Genomic DNA, 17,120 nt, shown 5'->3' with positions numbered 1-17,120 from the left:
TTGCTGTATAATCCGCGCCTTTGATCCTTTTTGGTATTGTTTGGCCCAGTGTAGCGAAGCGTGTTATGAAATTTATCGTTAAACCCCATCCTGAGATTTTCGTAAAGAGTGAATCCGTACGTAAGCGTTTTACCAGAATCTTAGAATGTAACATTCGCATTATCCTTCAGCGTCTGTCTGATTCTATTGCGGTATACAACCGCCGCAGCCACATTGAAGTGGTGCCAAAAGACGAGAGCCTGCGTGAAGAAGTGTTGGCTGTCTTGACCCAGACTCCGGGTATTCACCATACATTGGAAGTTAAGCAAACGGATTTTACCGATCTGCACGATATCTACGAGCAGACGCTGGCCCATGTTGGTGACAGCCTAGAAGGCAAGACTTTCTGTGTGCGTGCCAAACGTACCGGTAAGCATGACTTTACCTCGATTGAGCTGGAGCGTTACGTCGGGGGCGGTTTGAACCAAGCGATTGAGTCGGCATCGGTGAAGCTGAAGAACCCTGATGTGACGGTGCGTGTCGAAGTCCAGAACGACAAGCTTAACCAGATCCTAGCCCGCCATAAAGGTTTAGGTGGCTTCCCGCTGGGTACCCAGGAAGACGTATTGAGCTTGATCTCCGGTGGTTTCGACTCGGGTGTGTCGAGCTACTTGCATATCAAACGCGGCAGCAAAGTCCATTACTGCTTCTTCAACCTAGGCGGTCCAGCGCACGAAATCGGCGTGAAGCAGGTTTCCCACTTCTTGTGGAAGAAATTCGGTTCATCCGCTAAGGTCAAGTTTATTGCCATCGACTTCGAACCGGTTGTGGGCGAGATCCTTGAAAACATTGATGACGGCCAGATGGGCGTTGTGCTTAAGCGCATGTTCATGCGTGCAGCGGGTATGGTTGCTGAGCGCTTTGGTATCGAAGCGTTGGTAACTGGTGAAGCTCTGGGCCAGGTATCGAGCCAGACGCTGACTAACCTCCGTCATATCGATAACGTGACCGATACGCTGATCCTGCGTCCGCTGATCAACTGGGATAAGGAAGACATCATCGATGTTGCCCGCCAGATCGGTACCGAAGATTTTGCCAAGACCATGCCTGAGTTCTGTGGTGTGATTTCCAAGAGCCCGACAGTCAAAGCGGTGAAAGAGAAGCTGGAAGCCGAGGAAGCGAAGTTCGATTTTACTGTTCTTGAGCGAGTGGTCACTGAGGCGCGTGTGATTGATATCCGTGACATCGAAAAAGAAAGCCAGGAGCAGGCACCGGAAATCGAGCTGGTCGATCAGATCGAGACCGACGCCGTGGTACTGGATATCCGTAGCCCGGATGAAGAGGACGAGAACCCGCTGGAAATCGACAATGTCGATGTGAAGCACCTTCCGTTCTACAAGCTGGCGACCCAGTTTGGTGATCTGCCGCAGGACAAGACTTACCTGTTGTACTGTGACCGTGGCGTGATGAGCCGCCTTCAGGCGCTGTACCTGAAAGAGAACGGCTTCGATAACGTCAAGGTGTATCGTCCGTAAGAGAAGGTGCTGGGAAGAGCTGGCCCTAGGAGAAGATGGATCTAGGAAAAGCAGATCCTTGTTCCTAGGAAAACATGAAGAGCAAAAAGCTTGAAAAAGCCGTCCGCATTTTCATAGCCTGCCTTCAGGACCCAGGACCCAGGACCCAGGACCCAGGACCCAGGACCCAAACAAAAACGAGAACCGTATGGTTCTCGTTTTTTTATGTCTGTACCTCGGGCAGGACGAATTTCCGCGGCCCTATTTTCTAGGTAAAACCGTGTAGTGCATATTCGGCCATACCACCATCGGCTCCGCGACCTCGGCGGCTTTTTCCTTGCCGGCCAGGTGGTTGATGATTTCAAACGCGAATTCCATTGCCGTTCCCGGCCCCTGGCTGGTCAGCAGGCGGTTGTTGATGTCGTAAACCACTCGCTTGGTACGCAGGCGCTCGGCCGGAATATGGTCGTGGAAGCTTGGGTGGGATGTCATCAGCGCGTCGGGATAGAGCTGGTGGTGCTCAAGCACCAAGGCAGGGGCAGCGCAAATTGCGGCAACTAATTTGCCGTCGTATTTATGCTGTTTGACAAATTCAACCAGCAGCGGGCTGTCGCGGAAGCATTCGGCCCCGCCGAGGCCGCCCGGCAGGACCACGCAGTCAAACGGCTCATCGGCAATATTGACCAGGGCGGTATCGGCGACCAGCTTGATGCCGCGCGATCCTTCCATGATCAATGCGCCGTCAGAGGCCGCACTGGCGGTAGTCACCGAGAAACCGGCGCGTACCAGCATATCGATGGTGGTCACGGCTTCCATCTCTTCGGTGCCCGGGGCAATGCATACCGCTACCCTGATCGTTTTTTGGCTGGCGCTGTCATTGGTCATGGTATTGTTTCTCCAGTTCTTTTATTGCTTGCCACAGGCGTTGGTTGCAAGGCACAGCGATCTGGTGTGCTTTCGCCCGGGCAATAAGATATCCGCTAATATAGTCGATTTCAGTCTGTCTTTGATGGCAAACGTCCTGATTCATGGAAGAAAAGTTGCCTGCCGTTGCTTTTATCACCGTGTCGACCTGTTGCCGGAGTTCAGAGCCTGCCACTGGGTAGCCCTCTGCGGTCATGACCTCAGCTACTTCCTGGCAAATATTGGTTAGTTCGGTATCAAACTGTGCCAGTGCCAGCTCACCATTTTTGCAATTGTGGAGGGCGGTCAACGGATTGATGGCGCAGTTTATCGCCAGCTTGCGCCATAAGGGTAGGTTGATGTCGTCCTGCCACTGGCAAGGGGAAAGGGCATCATCAAAAAGCTGGCCCAGTTGCTGTAAGCGATTTCCTTGAGCAGTGATGCCGCCCAATAGGGTTGGCCCGATACCGGTATGGCGTACTTCATCCTCGCTTGGACGGAACGCGGCCTGTGCTGTCGTGGCATAAACGATAGGGTTATCAGGAAGCATTTCCCGTACGGTTTGCTGGCTCCCCATGCCGTTGTGCATGACAACGACGGTTGCCTGCGGGGCAATATGCGGCCTGGCGGCTTGAATAGCGCCAGCGATTTGAAACGCCTTGACGGTCACCAGCACCAAGTCACTCCTCGCCAGGAAGGTTTCCTGATTGGCTTCAAAGTCGAAGGTGTTGCTGGATGTGGTGTGTTGGGTGGCCTCTGAGGCCGATAAATGAATCGTCAACTGGCGGCGATGGTCGCGGGTCCAGTATTGGACGTTATGTTTACCGGCAAGTTTGCAGCCCCATAGCCTGCCGATGGCACCTGCGCCGATGATGGTGATGTTCACAACTGGCTTCCGTGTATCTGATGGTATGGTGGGATGATAACACTGATAGGATTAATCGGGGGATGTTCCGCTCTTCCCTGAGCGGAGGTAGGCAGAAGTTAGATGGGGAACCGGTCAGAATTTATAGTTGGCCGAGAGGTAGTGGCCAAATCCTGTCGTTTCTCCGGCTATCCCACCATCTTTGAACAGAGCCATATTGTCATAATACTTGAGGCCGTAGCCAAAAGCCCATTGAGGGGTGTGGTAGTAGATACCATTGAACCACTCAATTGACGTAGTACTACGGTTTGGATCATCGGTGATCTTTGATGCGCCGAATTTATAATCCAAGTAGCCTTGATAGGTGACAAAATGGCCGCTGGCAAAGGTGTACCAGGGCTTGAACCAGTTGGTCGACACCATGTAACCGTCCCATTTGCCCTCGTTAGCGGCGCCGAAGTTCTCGCGCACGTAGCGGGCATAGGTATTGAGTCCCATCTTGCCGAACCAGGGCATCTCGATGTCAGAGCCCAGCCCGATGTAATGTTCAAACAACGCGTTATCGCCGACGTTGGTGACGGTGGAAATGTAGAGTTCCTGTACCGGACCAAACGACAAGTCTTTGCCGGTCATGCCATCGATTGACAAGCGCGGGGCAAACTTGAAGAAAAAGTTGTCGGCGAAATCATCGCTGCCTTGTGGCTTGTTGCGGTCTGAGGTGCTGGAGTTGAATATGTCGAACACATCCAGGTAGCCGTATACGTCAAGCCAGCCTGAGCGGCCGCCGAACTCCATTTCAAAGTAGGTGTCATCTTGGAAGCCAAAGGGGATCTTGTTGTCGATACTTTGCATCAGGTTGAACGTTATCCATTTATAGTCGTTTTTGCGGATATCGTCAGAATAATCGACAGCAAAGCCGGTCGTGGGCAGCATCAATGCTGCGCTGATACTCAAAGCGGTCAGGGTTTTATACATGATAGTGTCTCGCTAGCCATTTGCCATTGCCTGTTGAGCGCTGGTGGGCCATGTGGTCTGGCGTAGTCCAGTGCTAATTAAAGGCTAGCGGAAGTGGTCGGCGACGGGGCGCTGTCTTGCAACTGCGGCAAGGATCTTGCGTATGAAAATCTTAAAGCTTGAAAAATGTGCCAGAAATGAACAACAAAGACAGGGTGTCTCGAAAGTAATTTCTATCTTAGATTTGAGAGACCAGGGAATAGCAGGAGCAAGCCAAAACAAAAAAAGCACCCGAAGGTGCTTTTTCCGTCAACTACGTGAGCAGCAACTTAGAACTTGTAAGTTACGCTGAAGTAGTGGCCAACGCCTGAAGAGTCAGCAACTGGAGCCCATGGTAGAGCTTCGCCGTCTTTAAAGCCGTAAACGTTGTTGTATAGTTTCAGACCGTAACCCACTGCGTAGCGGTCAGAGTGCCAGTAGATACCGTTGAACATTGCACCGCCGTGGCTTGACTGGAATGCTGCATCATCTTCCATACCGAACTGGTAATCGATGTAACCCTGGTAAGAAATGAACGTACCGTTGTCTAGGAAGTAGAACGGCTTGAACCAGTTGGTCGAGATCTGGTAACCGTTCCAGTCTTTCTGGTTAGAATCGTAAGTTGCGTATAGGTTCAGGCCGATTTTGCCCAACCATGGCACCATTACGTCTGAACCCAGACCAACTTTTTGAGAGTTAACACCAGAGTTACCGCCCCACTCCATAACAGTCGCTAGGTATAGCTCCTGTACAGGACCGAAAGACAGGTCTTTACCTGTTAGACCGTCAAGAGACATACGTGGCGCGAACTTCATGAAGATTTTTTCTGCACCCGCTTTGTCGCTGCCTGGATCACTAGTTAGGTTGAAAACGTCAACGTAACCGTATAGGTCGAAGATACCTGAACGGCCGCCGAATTCCATTTCTAGGTAGTCATGAGTTGACTCAGGACCCGCACCTTTTTCGTCAACCGCTGCCATCAGGTTGAACTGAGACCAGCTGTAGTCGTTTTTGTGGATGTCGTCAGAGTAATCTGCCGCATTTACTGCTGTTGCAGCTGAAGCAGCTAGAACGCTTAGTGCTACTAGTGATTTACGCATGGGTGAACTCTCGCTAATTGTGTTTTAAGACCGGACTTTTGATTGTCCGTGTTCTGTTGGCGGAGAGTTTATTGCTTTATGTCACCTTTGTGAATGTAACGATTGCGCAATCCTTTGCTAAATGTGATCTTGATCGTTTGTAATCGATTACAAAGTCAGGTAAAAGTGATCTTTAGCGTGTTTTTTATGCATTTCATGGTAATTTTTCTGAACTAAGTGTGAAGAGGGGGCTCTAAGCGCACTTTTGCGAGCCCAATTAGCGATAAAAACAATGGAAAATAAAAAAGGAAGTATTCCTGCTCAACAGAATACTTCCTTTTTTGCTATTTGCTGGGGAAATGCAGCTAGTGTGGCTAGTGACTCTCTGCGGCCAAGCTTCCACTGTGCCTATTGACGATATAAATCAAGCCTAGTACCGGTAGGCCAATCAGGGCCGTGGTGAGGAAAAAGATATTGTAGCCAAACATATCGACATATAAGCCTGAGAAACCTGCGATAAATTTCGGGAACAGCAGCATGATAGAACTGAACAAGGCGTATTGTGTCGCCGAAAAAGCCACGTTGGTCAGGCTCGACATGAAGGTAATGAAAGCCGCAGTGGCGATACCGGCGCTGAGGTTATCCAGTGAGATCACCAGGGTCAGCATCGGCAGGCTGTTGCCAATATAGCTAAAGACCATGAAAGCCAAGTTGGTAACGGCAGCGAGCACGGCACCGAGGGCAAGGATACGCATGGTCGAGTATTTGCTGACCAGGATCCCGCCGAGGCCAGCGCCGAGCAGGGTCATGATCACACCATAGACCTTGGATACCGAAGCGACTTCGGTTTTGGTAAAGCCCATATCGACATAGAAGGCGTTGGCCATGACACCCATTACCACATCGGAGATCCGGTAACAGCCGATCAGGGCCAGAATGAGCAAGGCCTGTTTGCCATACCGATCAAAGAAATCTTTGAATGGCATGATAGCGGCAGTATAGAACCAGGCCATAAGCCTTGCCGTGCGAGGGGAAGTCCCTTTGGCAATCAGTTCCTGGCGGAATTCTTGTTCGACATTATCAATGGCGGAGCTATCAATAGTTGGCTCGTGGATACACAGCGCGGTCACGAGGCCAACGCCCATCAGGCTTGCCATGATGAAGTAGGCGTACTTCCAGCCTTCAGGATCATATCCGGTATTGGATCCGAACCACGCGGCAAAGGCCAGCGCACCTGCACCGGCCATGATCATCGCTAAGCGGTAGCCTGTCATATAGGCGGCCGCCAGCGCTGCCTGTAACCGCTCCGAGGCCAACTCGATACGGTAGGCATCGATTACGATATCCTGCGAAGCCGATGAAAAGGCGACAATGACGGCAAAAATCGCGAGCTGTACCAAGTCGGCTTGCGGGTTACTGACGGCCATTCCCACCAGGGAGGCAATGATCAGTAACTGCGAGAACACCATCCAGCCTCGTCGGCGCCCCAGCAGGGTGGACAGGACTGGAATAGGAAAGCGGTCGATGAGGGGCGACCAGATCCACTTGAAACCGTAGGCCAAGGCCACCCAACTAAAAAAACCGATATCTGTGCGGCTGACATCGGCTTCACGAAGCCAGAAAGACAAGGTACCAAATACCAGCAGCAATGGCAGGCCGGAAGAAAAGCCCAGTGCCAGCATGATAAGGACTTTTTTCTCTAGATAAACTCGCCAGCCAAGTTTTTCATTTTCAATCGATTGCTCCATGGATCCCTCAGGTCTTTCTGATTTAGCAGCCAGTAGTATAACCCCAAGCAATAGGGGCATACCCGCAAGCTACCGAGTAATTTGGTAAAAATACAGTAAAAGGTGGTGGCAAAGTATGAAACTTGTGTATTGCTGAAACAAAGTGGAGGAAAAGACTGAGGAATTTTTAGGAACACATAGCGGAGATTAAGGGCGGATCCCCTGCATCTTCGCCTGACGTTCACCCACACCTAGCAAATAATGTGCAGCCGAGCTGACCTTGTATTGCATGAAATTGTTGCCCAGCAACTCATGCTCCTCCAGTGACTCCAGCAAGTGGATCAAGTACCAGTAGGTCGACTCGTAATGATCGTCTGGCGAGCCTGAGGGGACAGAGAGTTTCCACCATTCATGAAGGTGTTCGGTGACGGTGGTCTTCATCGCGTCATAATTGACGTTGCCGCTGATGGTGGCCAGGGCACTGAGGGCAATGGCGGGTGCATGATCAGCAATATGTTGGCTGATCAATGATGCGGGGGCACCTTGTTTTGAAGAGACAAGTTTGAGCATAGCTGTCACCTGATCACAGGCTAATGATCAGGTGACATCAGCCTGTGTCTAATTTTTAATAATTTTGACACTTTCAATAACTATAGGCTGCTCCGGAACATCTTTCATACCCATGGAGCGGATAGTTGTAGTCGGAATTTCTGCCATTTTTTCAATAACTGCGAAGCCGCTCACAACTTTACCGAATACCGCATAGCCAGGCTGACTGCCCTTGGCATCCAGGAAGGTGTTGTTTTGGTAGTTGATGTAAAACTGGCGGGTCGCCGAGTCTGGCGCCTGGGTGCGAGCCATGGCGACCGTCGCCTTGGCATTGCTCAGCCCATTGGTCGACTCATTTTTGATCGGCTCATAGCTTGAACGGCGCTTGAGATCTTTATCAAAACCACCGCCTTGGGCCATGAAGCCCGGGATCACACGGTGAAAAATGGTGCCTTCGTAGCTGCCATCTTCCACATAACGAAGGAAGTTTTCACTCGAAACCGGGGCCTTTTCCTGCTCAAGCTCGATGACAAACTCGCCCAAGTTGGTGGTTACCGAGACTTGGGGGGCTGCACTGATGGGCAGAGCCAGGCAAAACAGTAGGGTCGATAGCAAACGACGCATTATAGGTTCTCCTGCATATAAGCGTTCAACTCTGGATCAGCATAGATGTCTTTAAGAACGGCAGTGATCAAATTGTTCATTGCCAGCTCCATATCTTCTACCGATGCACTCATTGCGCCATTGCGGGAAGATTTGCCGGAGTAACGCTTAACGAATTTTCCTTTAGGGGTCTCAACGACCAGCTGAAGCTGCAGCTTGCTGCTCAATTCATGGCTCATCACGCTGTGCTTGACGTTGACCATGGCTTCCAGGATATCAAGGCGCAGTGTCCCTGTGCTGTCTTCTGAGATGGTATATCCCTGCGATGTCAGCTGGCGCGATAGGGCGTCTTCCAGTGTCAGGCGCAGGTTTTCGTTGCTGTGCAGCGGCTGGACATTTTCGCGGCCGCTGTCGACCACAGCAATGAATTGGGCGGTGCGAAGATCACGGCTATCGAGGTTCATGCTTTTGCCTTGTACCAGAGGCTGTGAGGCGATCACCGGCTCAGGGTTGATCGAGAGCTGGGGCTCTGACGGGCTAGAGCAGGCTGTCAGGGCAAGTATGGAGGCAGCAACAAGAAGCTTCTTCATAGTTATTCTATCCTTGGGTAAAGCGGGGGCTGCGCTAGCTCCCCGTAAAAAGTGATATTGTAATTTACTTATCTGATTGATAAACGACAAACTTGTTATTTTGGGCAATCACAGTGACATTGCCAAACAAACGCTTTAGCTTTGCGCCATAACCTAAGTGGCGGTTGCCAATCACAACCAACTTGCCGTTGGCGCGCAGGGCATGCTTGGCGTCGCAAAACATTTGCCAGGCAATATGGTCGGTGATAGCGGCCTGCTGGTGGAATGGCGGGTTACACAACACCAAATCAGCACTTTGGGCCGGAAAGCCGTCCAGGCAGTTATTGACCTTGGCGGTGAACTGGGCGGGATGGTCAAGGTTGCGTTCGGCATTCATTTGGGCCGACGCCGCAGCCATGTAACTCTCATCCACACAGACCACACGTGCCTGCGGGTTGAGGCGGGCGGCCTTGATACCGATCACCCCATTACCGCAGCCCAGATCGATGATGTCCTGATACTGCTCACCGCTAGGGATGTGCTCGAGCAGCAAGCGGGCACCGATATCCAGGCTATCACTGGAAAACACGTTGGCATGGTTGGCCAGGGTCATCTTATGCTCGGGGACATCCCATTGCTGAGGGGCCGGCAGCGGCTGGGCTAGTGCCGGGTTGGCTTGGCAGAAAATCAGCCTTGCCTTCTTCACTGCCAGCGAGGTCTTGGTCTCTCCCAGGTGCTTTTCGAACAGCTTCAGGGTCGAAGAATGGATATCGCGGGCTTTGGCTGCTGCAATGATCTGGCAATCAGCCGGCAGCAACTGGCAAAGTTGCTGCAGTTGCCATACCAGCAGGCGATTGTTTTTCGGCAGTTTCATCAACACCAACTGCGGATTGGCAGGCAGTTCTGCCAGGCAGTCGATGATGTTGGCTGCGGGCAGTTGGTTCTCGGCGAGGTTGGCAGTGCAACCTTGCTTGGAGATGAAAGAGTCGGTAACCGCTGTGACTTTCCCGTCCTCGGCAAACCAGCAGCTCAGCGCCCCGAAACTATCGTTGAGGATGAGGATTGGGCGGGCCGGGTCGAGGGGGATCTCCGCTTCTTTGACGTGGTTGATCAGGTACTCGTCTGCGGCGTCCCATGCCTGTAGGGTTTCATTGTTCCTTACTGGGTAGCGCTGCAGGGTCAGCGTACGCCCATGAAGGGTTAGCTCTGGTTTCATTAACGGTTACTTTACGGTATGTTTACTCATTGGGCGGTATTTTCGCAAAACCCGCCACCAGTTAAAACCCATTTTATGTCAGTCTTTATGCCTGAGTACCTCGCTGTTACTCGGATTTACTTTGCTACCCCACGCCAGTTGTCGGCGGTAGCGATGATTTTACCGTTGGAGAAGGCCCACCATGATCCAGGAACGTATACAAATCAAACTAGAGCAAGCGTTCTCGCCCCTTCATCTCGAGGTGATCAATGAGAGTTACATGCACAATGTGCCGGAAGGCTCGGAAAGTCACTTCAAGGTGGTTGTCGTCAGTGAGCAGTTCGAGGGGATGCGCCTGATCGGTCGTCATCGCGCCGTTAATACGGCACTGGCTGACGAGTTGGCCAATGATATCCATGCGCTGGCCGTGCATACCTACACCGAAAGCGAGTGGCAGAGTCAGCAGCAAGGTGCACCGGCCTCACCGGCATGCCGCGGTGGCAGCAAGCTGGGCTGACTGACAGCTGAACCAGATATTAAACCGCAGCCTTTGCGGTTTTTTTTATTCTGAAGTTTGAGATTTGCAGCATCATTTTTGCACTCGATTTCGTACTATTGCAGAGATACGGCCTATTATTGGTAGATTGAAATCGTATCCAGTGGCCGTGCCTAAATTCTGGCTTGGTAGAAACCTTGGAATTTTGCTTGTTTTTGTGGTGGAAACGTAAGGCTGCCAAGGGATTCTAAACACATTAGTTGTTAACAATGATTAACATGGCGACATATTTGAAACATATAATAATGGGGCATTTTGCCCCATTGTTGTGAGTGTATGGTAAATGTTGGTTTTTTATTAATATTCTGGTGGCTATGAAAAATAAATGATAATCGCACCAGATTGTCACTTTTGTGTGTCAGTTCAAAATAATTACCCAACAATGATATTGCGTTTAAAGAGTTAGCTGATTTTCAGCCCGATTAGCGTTGTTTGCCATGGTAAAATCCAACGAAATAATGCTAAAATTCCGGCCTCAAAATTACTCGTCGCCTAAAGTGTGACAGGTAAGTGAATAGGATGTTGCGTTGCTGGTTGCGGATCAAGCCGGCTTCGGACGAAGGAAAGTCGTGTCTAAATTGCGCAATAGAAAAGTTTTTTTCCCGTTAATGTAGTGCAAGTGCGTATGATTACAATAAAGAAGGGTCTGGATATCCCTATTTCAGGGACTCCTACCCAGGCGATAAATGATGGCAAGGCCATCACACGTGTCGCCTTGCTTGGCGAAGAATATGTTGGTATGCGTCCTACAATGCATATCCGCGTAGGGGATGTAGTGAAAAAAGGTCAGGTTCTTTTTGAAGACAAGAAGAACCCTGGCGTTAAGTTCACTGCTCCAGCCAGCGGCAAGGTTGCAGAAATCAATCGTGGTGCAAAGCGCGTTCTACAATCCGTAGTGATTGATGTAGAAGGCGACGAGCAGATTACATACAACAGCTACGACGCAGGTCAGATTGCTCAACTTGAGCGTTCTGTACTGGTAGACCAGCTGGTTGAGTCTGGTATGTGGACAGCGCTTCGTACGCGTCCTTTCAGCAAGGTCCCTGCGATCGATGCTGAAACGCAGGCTATCTTTGTAACTGCTATTGACACTAACCCTCTAGCGGCTAACCCAGAAGTTGTTATCAACGAGCAAAGCGATGCATTTACTGCAGGCCTGACAGTACTGTCACGTCTAACTAGCGGTAAAGTATTGGTTTGTAAGTCTGGTGCAAGTCTACCTCGCTGCAGTGAAGCCAATGTGGAAGAGCATGTATTCAACGGTCCGCACCCAGCGGGTCTGGTTGGTACCCACATCCACACCCTGTTCGGCGCAAGCATCGAGAACGTGGCATGGCACATCAACTATCAGGACGTTATCGCATTCGGTAAATTGTTCCTGACAGGTGAGATCTTCACTGACCGTGTGGTTTCTCTGGCTGGTCCTGTGGTTAACAACCCTCGTCTAGTTCGTACCCAGATCGGTGCGTCTATCGAGCAGATCACAGATGCTGAAATGATGCCGGGCGAACTGCGTATCCTTTCTGGTTCTGTACTGAATGGTGTTCACGCCGAAGGCCCTCACGCCTACCTAGGTCGCTACCACCTACAAGTTTCTGCCCTTCGCGAAGGCCGTGAGAAAGAATTCTTGGGCTGGATCGCGCCAGGTAAAAACAAATTCTCTGTTACTCGCTCTTTCCTAAGCCAGTTCTTCCCGGGTCAGCTATTTAACATGACTACGTCGACGAACGGTTCTGAGCGTGCGATGGTGCCAATCGGCAACTACGAAAAAGTGATGCCGCTTGATATCGAGCCGACTCTGCTTCTTCGTGACCTGTGTGCAGGTGACGTGGACAGTGCTCAGCAGCTAGGTGCACTAGAGCTGGACGAAGAAGATCTAGCACTATGTACCTTCGTATGCCCAGGTAAGTATGAATTTGGTCCTTTGCTACGTCAGTGCCTGGACACAATTGAGAAGGAAGGGTAATTCATGAGCCTCAAGAATTTACTCGAGCAGGTTGAACACCATTTTGAGCCGGGTGGTAAGCACGAGAAGTGGTTTGCGCTTTATGAAGCGTTTGCAACTTTGATGTACACACCGGGTCAGGTAACCCGTACAAGCGCACACGTTCGTGATAGCGTTGACCTAAAACGCATCATGATCATGGTGTGGTTTGCGGTTTTCCCAGCAATGTTCTGGGGTATGTACAACACCGGTCACCAAGCTATCGCAGCGCTTAACCACCTTTACGTGGGTGAGCAACTGGCAACTATCGTTGCTGGCGACTGGCACTACTGGCTAACAGAAATGCTAGGCGGCACTATGTCAGCAGATGCTGGCTGGGGTAGCAAAATGCTACTGGGTGCGACCTACTTCCTACCTATTTATGCTGTTGTATTTGCAGTAGGTGGTTTCTGGGAAGTCCTATTCTGTATGGTGCGTAAGCACGAAGTTAACGAAGGTTTCTTCGTAACCTCGATCCTTTTCGCACTGATCGTACCGCCAACACTACCACTATGGCAGGCAGCTCTGGGTATTACCTTCGGTGTTGTTGTTGCTAAAGAAATCTTCGGTGGTACTGGTCGTAACTTCCTTAACCCTGCATTGGCAGGTCGTGCGTTCCTGTTCTTCGCATACCCAGCTCAGATCTCTGGTGATCTAGTATGGACCGCGGCAGATGGCTTCTCTGGTGCAACAGCACTAAGCCAGTGGGCACACGGTGGTCAGGCGGCAGTGATCAATACTGTGACTGGCGATACTATCAGCTGGATGGACGCGTTCATCGGCCGTATCCCTGGTTCTATCGGTGAAGTTTCAACCCTAGCTATCATCCTTGGTGGCGCAATGATCGTGTTCATGGGCATCGCTTCATGGCGCATCATCGCGGGTACTATGATCGGTATGATCGCGACAGCGACGCTATTCAACATTATCGGTTCTGACACCAACGCAATGTTCAGCATGCCATGGCACTGGCACCTAGTTCTAGGTGGCTTCGCATTCGGTATGATGTTCATGGCGACCGACCCAGTGTCTGCGGCATTTACCAACAAAGGTAAGTGGTGGTACGGCGCACTAATCGGTGCAATGGCTGTTATGGTTCGTGTGGTTAACCCTGCGTACCCAGAAGGTATGATGCTAGCAATCCTATTTGCTAACCTATTCGCACCTCTATTTGACAACCTAGTAGTTCAGGGCAACATCAAGCGGAGACTAGCTCGTCATGTCAAGTAATAACGATAGCATTAAAAAGACGCTAATTGTTGTTATCGCACTGAGCCTAGTGTGCTCAATCGTGGTATCAGCAGCAGCGGTTGCTCTGCGTCCACTACAGCAGAAAAATGCTGTGCTTGATGTTCAGCGCAACATCCTTTCAGTAGCGGGCCTTCTGCAAGATGGCACCAACATCACTGAAGCTTACGACCAGTTCATCGAGCCTAAGCTTGTTAACCTGGAAACCGGTGAGTTCGTTGAGCAGACTGAAGAAGGTGTAACTGCATCTGAGTACAGTCAGCGTGACGCAGCGAAAGATCCAGCTCAGTCTATCCGCCTAACTGGTGAGCAAGACCTAGCGAAGATCATTCGTCGTGCAAACGTTGCAACAGTTTACCTAGTGAAAGATGCGAACGACAACGTTGAGAAACTGATCCTGCCGGTACACGGTGGTGGTCTGTGGTCAATGATGTACGCATTCATCGCGGTAGAAACTGACGGCAACACGCTTGCGGGTATCACATACTACGAGCAGGGTGAAACTCCTGGACTTGGTGGTGAGATCGAGAACCCGAACTGGCGTGCACAGTTCGTTGGTAAAGAACTGTTCGACAGCAACAACAAGCCAGCTATCCGCGTCGTTAAAGGCGGTGCACCTGAAGGTGACATCCACGGTGTAGATGGTCTGTCTGGTGCAACCCTAACTGCAAATGGTGTTCAGCACACCTTCGACTTCTGGTTGGGTGACATGGGCTTTGGTCCATTCCTGGCTAAAGTTCGTGAAGGAGGCCTAAACAATGGCTGATACTAAAGAAATGAAGAAGATTCTGTTTGCGCCGTTTATCGACAACAACCCGATCGCGCTTCAGATTCTTGGTGTTTGTTCTGCGCTTGCAGTAACAACCAAACTAGAGACGGCATTCGTAATGACCCTAGCGGTAACATTCGTTTGTGCATTCTCTAACTTGTTCGTATCTCTGATCCGTAACCACATTCCAAACAGCGTACGTATCATCGTACAGATGGCGATCATCGCATCGTTGGTAATCGTGGTAGACCAGGTACTGAAAGCCTTTGTTTACGATATCTCTAAGCAGCTTTCTGTATTCGTTGGTCTGATCATCACGAACTGTATCGTTATGGGTCGTGCTGAAGCATACGCAATGAAGTCTGAGCCTCTACCATCTCTTGTAGACGGTATTGGTAACGGTCTTGGTTACGGCTTCGTACTTATCACTGTAGCTTTCTTCCGTGAACTATTCGGTTCAGGCAAACTATTTGGTGTGGAAATCCTGCCGCTAGTGTCTGACGGTGGTTGGTACCAGCCAAACGGTATGATGATCCTAGCACCATCAGCGTTCTTCCTGATTGGTTTCATGATCTGGGCTATCCGTATCATCCGTCCAGAACAAATCGAAGCGAAGGAGTAAGGGGAACATGGAACATTATCTAAGCCTTCTGGTTCGTTCGATCTTTATCGAGAACTTGGCACTGTCGTTCTTCCTAGGTATGTGTACATTCCTAGCCGTATCGAAAAAAGTGAAAACTTCTTTCGGTCTGGGTGTAGCGGTAATCGTTGTACTAACGATCGCTGTTCCTGTGAACAACCTGATCTACAACCTACTGCTAAAAGACGGCGCCATTGTTTCAGGTGTTGACCTTAGCTTCCTGAACTTCATTACGTTCATCGGTGTTATCGCGGCACTGGTACAGATCCTGGAAATGGTTCTGGACCGCTTCTTCCCGCCGCTATATAACGCGCTAGGTATTTTCCTACCATTGATCACCGTAAACTGTGCGATCTTCGGTGGTGTATCTTTCATGGTACAGCGTGATTATAACTTTGCTGAATCTGTAGTATACGGTCTTGGTTCTGGTATCGGTTGGATGCTAGCAATCGTTGCTCTTGCGGGTATCCGTGAGAAGATGAAATATTCAGACGTACCTCCTGGTCTTCGCGGCCTAGGTATTACATTCATCACCGTTGGTCTAATGGCGTTGGGCTTCATGTCCTTCTCCGGCGTTCAGCTGTAATCAGGATAATAAGGAATAATCAATGGATATTATTCTTGGCGTAGTCATGTTCACCCTGATTATCCTGGCTCTAGTTCTAGTGATCCTATTCGCTAAATCTAAGCTAGTACCATCAGGTGACATTACTATCTCAGTAAATGGCGATCCGGAAAAAGCGATTAAAACCGCTGCCGGTAGCAAACTGCTAAATGCTCTATCAGCAAATGGTATCTTCGTATCATCTGCTTGTGGTGGTGGTGGTTCATGTGGCCAGTGCCGCGTGAAGGTAAAATCTGGTGGCGGCGATATCCTGCCAACAGAGCTTGACCACATCACTAAAGGTGAAGCGCGTGAAGGCGAGCGTCTAGCGTGTCAGGTTAACGTTAAAACTGACATGGACATCGAGCTTCCAGAAGAAATCTTCGGCGTTAAGAAGTGGGAATGTACCGTTATCTCTAACGATAACGAAGCAACCTTCATCAAAGAGCTTGTGCTTCAGATCCCTGAGGGCGAAGAAGTACCGTTCCGCGCGGGTGGTTACATCCAGATCGAAGCTGAACCGCACCACATTAAGTACTCTGATTTCGATATTCCTGAGGAATACCGTGAAGACTGGGACAAGTTCAACCTGTTCCGCTACGAGTCTATCGTGAAAGAGCACTCAATCCGTGCATACTCTATGGCGTCATACCCAGAAGAGAAAGGTCTGATTAAGCTGAACGTGCGTATTGCTACGCCGCCGCCTAACAACCCAGATGTACCACCTGGCGTAATGTCATCATACATCTGGTCGCTTAAGGCTGGTGACAAGTGTACTATCTCTGGTCCATTCGGTGAGTTCTTCGCGAAAGAAACTGACAATGAAATGGTCTTCATCGGTGGTGGTGCTGGTATGGCACCAATGCGTTCGCACATCTTCGACCAGCTTCTACGCCTGAAATCGAAGCGTAAGATGACTTACTGGTACGGTGCGCGTTCTAAGCGTGAAATGTTCTACGTAGAAGATTTCGATACGCTAGCGGCTGATAACGACAACTTCGAGTGGCATGTTGCGCTGTCTGATCCACTACCAGAAGATAACTGGGATGGTTACACAGGCTTCATTCACAACGTGATCTACGAGAACTACCTGAAAGATCACGAAGCACCTGAAGATTGTGAGTACTACATGTGTGGTCCACCAATGATGAACGCAGCTGTTATCGGCATGCTGAAAGATCTTGGTGTTGAAGACGAAAACATCCTACTGGATGACTTCGGTGGCTAATTAGCTGCACACTGAAAAACTGGCTGATCCCACTTGGGGTCAGCCTTTTTTCGTAATAAGCACATAATAACGGCATGCAGTTTAAGGTTATTAGCTTGCATGACAAAAATGACTG

The 17,120-nt window shown here is 50.2% G+C and carries 17 protein-coding genes; 8 read left to right on the top strand and 9 right to left on the bottom strand.

Annotated elements, in window-relative coordinates; translation table 11 throughout:
* Nucleotides 1-65 precede the first annotated feature (65 nt).
* Nucleotides 66-1,514 carry a tRNA uracil 4-sulfurtransferase ThiI gene (gene thiI, locus PTW35_RS13990; protein ID WP_039460582.1) on the top strand — a complete coding sequence of 483 codons (1,449 nt, stop codon included), beginning with the start codon at nucleotides 66-68 and terminating at the stop codon, nucleotides 1,512-1,514.
* A gap of 240 nt (nucleotides 1,515-1,754) precedes the next feature.
* Here the strand turns inward: thiI and yajL are convergent, their stop codons facing one another.
* The 9 genes from yajL to PTW35_RS13945 form a co-directional block, all read right to left on the bottom strand.
* Nucleotides 1,755-2,378 carry a protein deglycase YajL gene (gene yajL / locus PTW35_RS13985; protein ID WP_281025516.1) on the bottom strand — a complete coding sequence of 208 codons (624 nt, stop codon included), beginning with the start codon at nucleotides 2,376-2,378 and terminating at the stop codon, nucleotides 1,755-1,757.
* A complete protein-coding gene (panE, locus tag PTW35_RS13980) occupies nucleotides 2,368-3,282 on the bottom strand; it encodes a 2-dehydropantoate 2-reductase (RefSeq protein WP_281025515.1) in 915 nt (304 codons plus the stop codon). The genes yajL and panE overlap by 11 nt, the downstream gene beginning before the upstream one ends.
* 114 nt (nucleotides 3,283-3,396) lie before the next feature.
* On the bottom strand, nucleotides 3,397-4,236 hold the full coding sequence (locus PTW35_RS13975; protein WP_281025514.1) for an outer membrane protein OmpK: 840 nt from the start codon (nucleotides 4,234-4,236) through the stop codon (nucleotides 3,397-3,399).
* A 308-nt stretch (nucleotides 4,237-4,544) separates the two neighbouring features.
* The gene (locus PTW35_RS13970; RefSeq protein ID WP_281025513.1) at nucleotides 4,545-5,354 is read right to left on the bottom strand and encodes an outer membrane protein OmpK; all 810 of its coding nucleotides are present in this window, start codon (nucleotides 5,352-5,354) and stop codon (nucleotides 4,545-4,547) included.
* 353 nt (nucleotides 5,355-5,707) lie between these two features.
* A complete protein-coding gene (locus PTW35_RS13965; protein WP_281025512.1) occupies nucleotides 5,708-7,081 on the bottom strand; it encodes an MFS transporter in 1,374 nt (457 codons plus the stop codon).
* A 186-nt stretch (nucleotides 7,082-7,267) separates the two neighbouring features.
* Complete coding sequence (locus PTW35_RS13960) at nucleotides 7,268-7,630, bottom strand: hypothetical protein (protein ID WP_281025511.1); 363 nt, start codon at nucleotides 7,628-7,630, stop codon at nucleotides 7,268-7,270.
* A 48-nt stretch (nucleotides 7,631-7,678) separates the two neighbouring features.
* Nucleotides 7,679-8,233 (bottom strand): peptidylprolyl isomerase, encoded by a 555-nt coding sequence (locus PTW35_RS13955; RefSeq protein ID WP_281025510.1) that lies wholly within the window; start codon nucleotides 8,231-8,233, stop codon nucleotides 7,679-7,681.
* Nucleotides 8,233-8,802 (bottom strand): YajG family lipoprotein, encoded by a 570-nt coding sequence (locus tag PTW35_RS13950; protein WP_281025509.1) that lies wholly within the window; start codon nucleotides 8,800-8,802, stop codon nucleotides 8,233-8,235. The genes PTW35_RS13955 and PTW35_RS13950 overlap by 1 nt, the downstream gene beginning before the upstream one ends.
* A gap of 64 nt (nucleotides 8,803-8,866) precedes the next feature.
* Complete coding sequence (locus PTW35_RS13945; protein WP_281025508.1) at nucleotides 8,867-9,997, bottom strand: methyltransferase; 1,131 nt, start codon at nucleotides 9,995-9,997, stop codon at nucleotides 8,867-8,869.
* 181 nt (nucleotides 9,998-10,178) lie between these two features.
* Here PTW35_RS13945 and bolA point away from each other — a divergent pair, with 181 nt between their 5' ends.
* The 7 genes from bolA to nqrF all read left to right on the top strand — a co-directional run bounded on the left by bolA (nucleotide 10,179) and on the right by nqrF (nucleotide 17,005).
* Nucleotides 10,179-10,493, top strand: a complete 315-nt coding sequence (gene bolA / locus PTW35_RS13940) for a transcriptional regulator BolA (protein ID WP_281025507.1) — start codon at nucleotides 10,179-10,181, stop codon at nucleotides 10,491-10,493.
* A 664-nt stretch (nucleotides 10,494-11,157) separates the two neighbouring features.
* Entirely contained in the window at nucleotides 11,158-12,498 is a 1,341-nt protein-coding gene (locus tag PTW35_RS13935) for a Na(+)-translocating NADH-quinone reductase subunit A (RefSeq protein WP_281025506.1), read from the top strand.
* 3 nt (nucleotides 12,499-12,501) lie between these two features.
* Nucleotides 12,502-13,746 (top strand): NADH:ubiquinone reductase (Na(+)-transporting) subunit B, encoded by a 1,245-nt coding sequence (locus PTW35_RS13930; protein WP_281025505.1) that lies wholly within the window; start codon nucleotides 12,502-12,504, stop codon nucleotides 13,744-13,746.
* Complete coding sequence (locus PTW35_RS13925) at nucleotides 13,736-14,530, top strand: Na(+)-translocating NADH-quinone reductase subunit C (RefSeq protein ID WP_281025504.1); 795 nt, start codon at nucleotides 13,736-13,738, stop codon at nucleotides 14,528-14,530. Before PTW35_RS13930 ends, PTW35_RS13925 begins: the two co-directional genes overlap by 11 nt.
* Nucleotides 14,523-15,155: an NADH:ubiquinone reductase (Na(+)-transporting) subunit D gene (locus tag PTW35_RS13920; RefSeq protein ID WP_036831972.1), complete on the top strand. Its 633-nt coding sequence runs from the start codon at nucleotides 14,523-14,525 to the stop codon at nucleotides 15,153-15,155. Before PTW35_RS13925 ends, PTW35_RS13920 begins: the two co-directional genes overlap by 8 nt.
* Nucleotides 15,156-15,162: 7 nt before the next feature.
* The gene (nqrE, locus tag PTW35_RS13915) at nucleotides 15,163-15,759 is read left to right on the top strand and encodes an NADH:ubiquinone reductase (Na(+)-transporting) subunit E (RefSeq protein WP_039460611.1); all 597 of its coding nucleotides are present in this window, start codon (nucleotides 15,163-15,165) and stop codon (nucleotides 15,757-15,759) included.
* Between the two features lie 22 nt (nucleotides 15,760-15,781).
* The gene (nqrF, locus tag PTW35_RS13910; RefSeq protein WP_281025503.1) at nucleotides 15,782-17,005 is read left to right on the top strand and encodes an NADH:ubiquinone reductase (Na(+)-transporting) subunit F; all 1,224 of its coding nucleotides are present in this window, start codon (nucleotides 15,782-15,784) and stop codon (nucleotides 17,003-17,005) included.
* The last annotated feature ends 115 nt before the right edge of the window (nucleotides 17,006-17,120 follow it).

The organism is Photobacterium sp. DA100, assembly GCF_029223585.1.
Classification (GTDB): Bacteria; Pseudomonadota; Gammaproteobacteria; order Enterobacterales; family Vibrionaceae; genus Photobacterium.
Note: the sequence above shows the minus strand (reverse complement) of the source record. Positions and strands in the feature narration are given on the sequence as shown.

What these genes read in the sequence shown, in the direction of transcription:
- PTW35_RS13975 (WP_281025514.1), bottom strand. Translation starts at nt 4,236, where the DNA reads ATGTATAAAACCCTGACCGCTTTGAGTATCAGCGCAGCATTGATGCTG.
- PTW35_RS13930 (WP_281025505.1), top strand. Translation starts at nt 12,502, where the DNA reads ATGAGCCTCAAGAATTTACTCGAGCAGGTTGAACACCATTTTGAGCCG.
- PTW35_RS13955 (WP_281025510.1), bottom strand. Translation starts at nt 8,233, where the DNA reads ATGCGTCGTTTGCTATCGACCCTACTGTTTTGCCTGGCTCTGCCCATC.
- nqrE (WP_039460611.1), top strand. Translation starts at nt 15,163, where the DNA reads ATGGAACATTATCTAAGCCTTCTGGTTCGTTCGATCTTTATCGAGAAC.
- PTW35_RS13945 (WP_281025508.1), bottom strand. Translation starts at nt 9,997, where the DNA reads ATGAAACCAGAGCTAACCCTTCATGGGCGTACGCTGACCCTGCAGCGC.
- PTW35_RS13950 (WP_281025509.1), bottom strand. Translation starts at nt 8,802, where the DNA reads ATGAAGAAGCTTCTTGTTGCTGCCTCCATACTTGCCCTGACAGCCTGC.
- PTW35_RS13960 (WP_281025511.1), bottom strand. Translation starts at nt 7,630, where the DNA reads ATGCTCAAACTTGTCTCTTCAAAACAAGGTGCCCCCGCATCATTGATC.
- PTW35_RS13925 (WP_281025504.1), top strand. Translation starts at nt 13,736, where the DNA reads ATGTCAAGTAATAACGATAGCATTAAAAAGACGCTAATTGTTGTTATC.
- yajL (WP_281025516.1), bottom strand. Translation starts at nt 2,378, where the DNA reads ATGACCAATGACAGCGCCAGCCAAAAAACGATCAGGGTAGCGGTATGC.
- PTW35_RS13965 (WP_281025512.1), bottom strand. Translation starts at nt 7,081, where the DNA reads ATGGAGCAATCGATTGAAAATGAAAAACTTGGCTGGCGAGTTTATCTA.
- bolA (WP_281025507.1), top strand. Translation starts at nt 10,179, where the DNA reads ATGATCCAGGAACGTATACAAATCAAACTAGAGCAAGCGTTCTCGCCC.
- PTW35_RS13970 (WP_281025513.1), bottom strand. Translation starts at nt 5,354, where the DNA reads ATGCGTAAATCACTAGTAGCACTAAGCGTTCTAGCTGCTTCAGCTGCA.
- nqrF (WP_281025503.1), top strand. Translation starts at nt 15,782, where the DNA reads ATGGATATTATTCTTGGCGTAGTCATGTTCACCCTGATTATCCTGGCT.
- thiI (WP_039460582.1), top strand. Translation starts at nt 66, where the DNA reads ATGAAATTTATCGTTAAACCCCATCCTGAGATTTTCGTAAAGAGTGAA.
- PTW35_RS13920 (WP_036831972.1), top strand. Translation starts at nt 14,523, where the DNA reads ATGGCTGATACTAAAGAAATGAAGAAGATTCTGTTTGCGCCGTTTATC.
- PTW35_RS13935 (WP_281025506.1), top strand. Translation starts at nt 11,158, where the DNA reads ATGATTACAATAAAGAAGGGTCTGGATATCCCTATTTCAGGGACTCCT.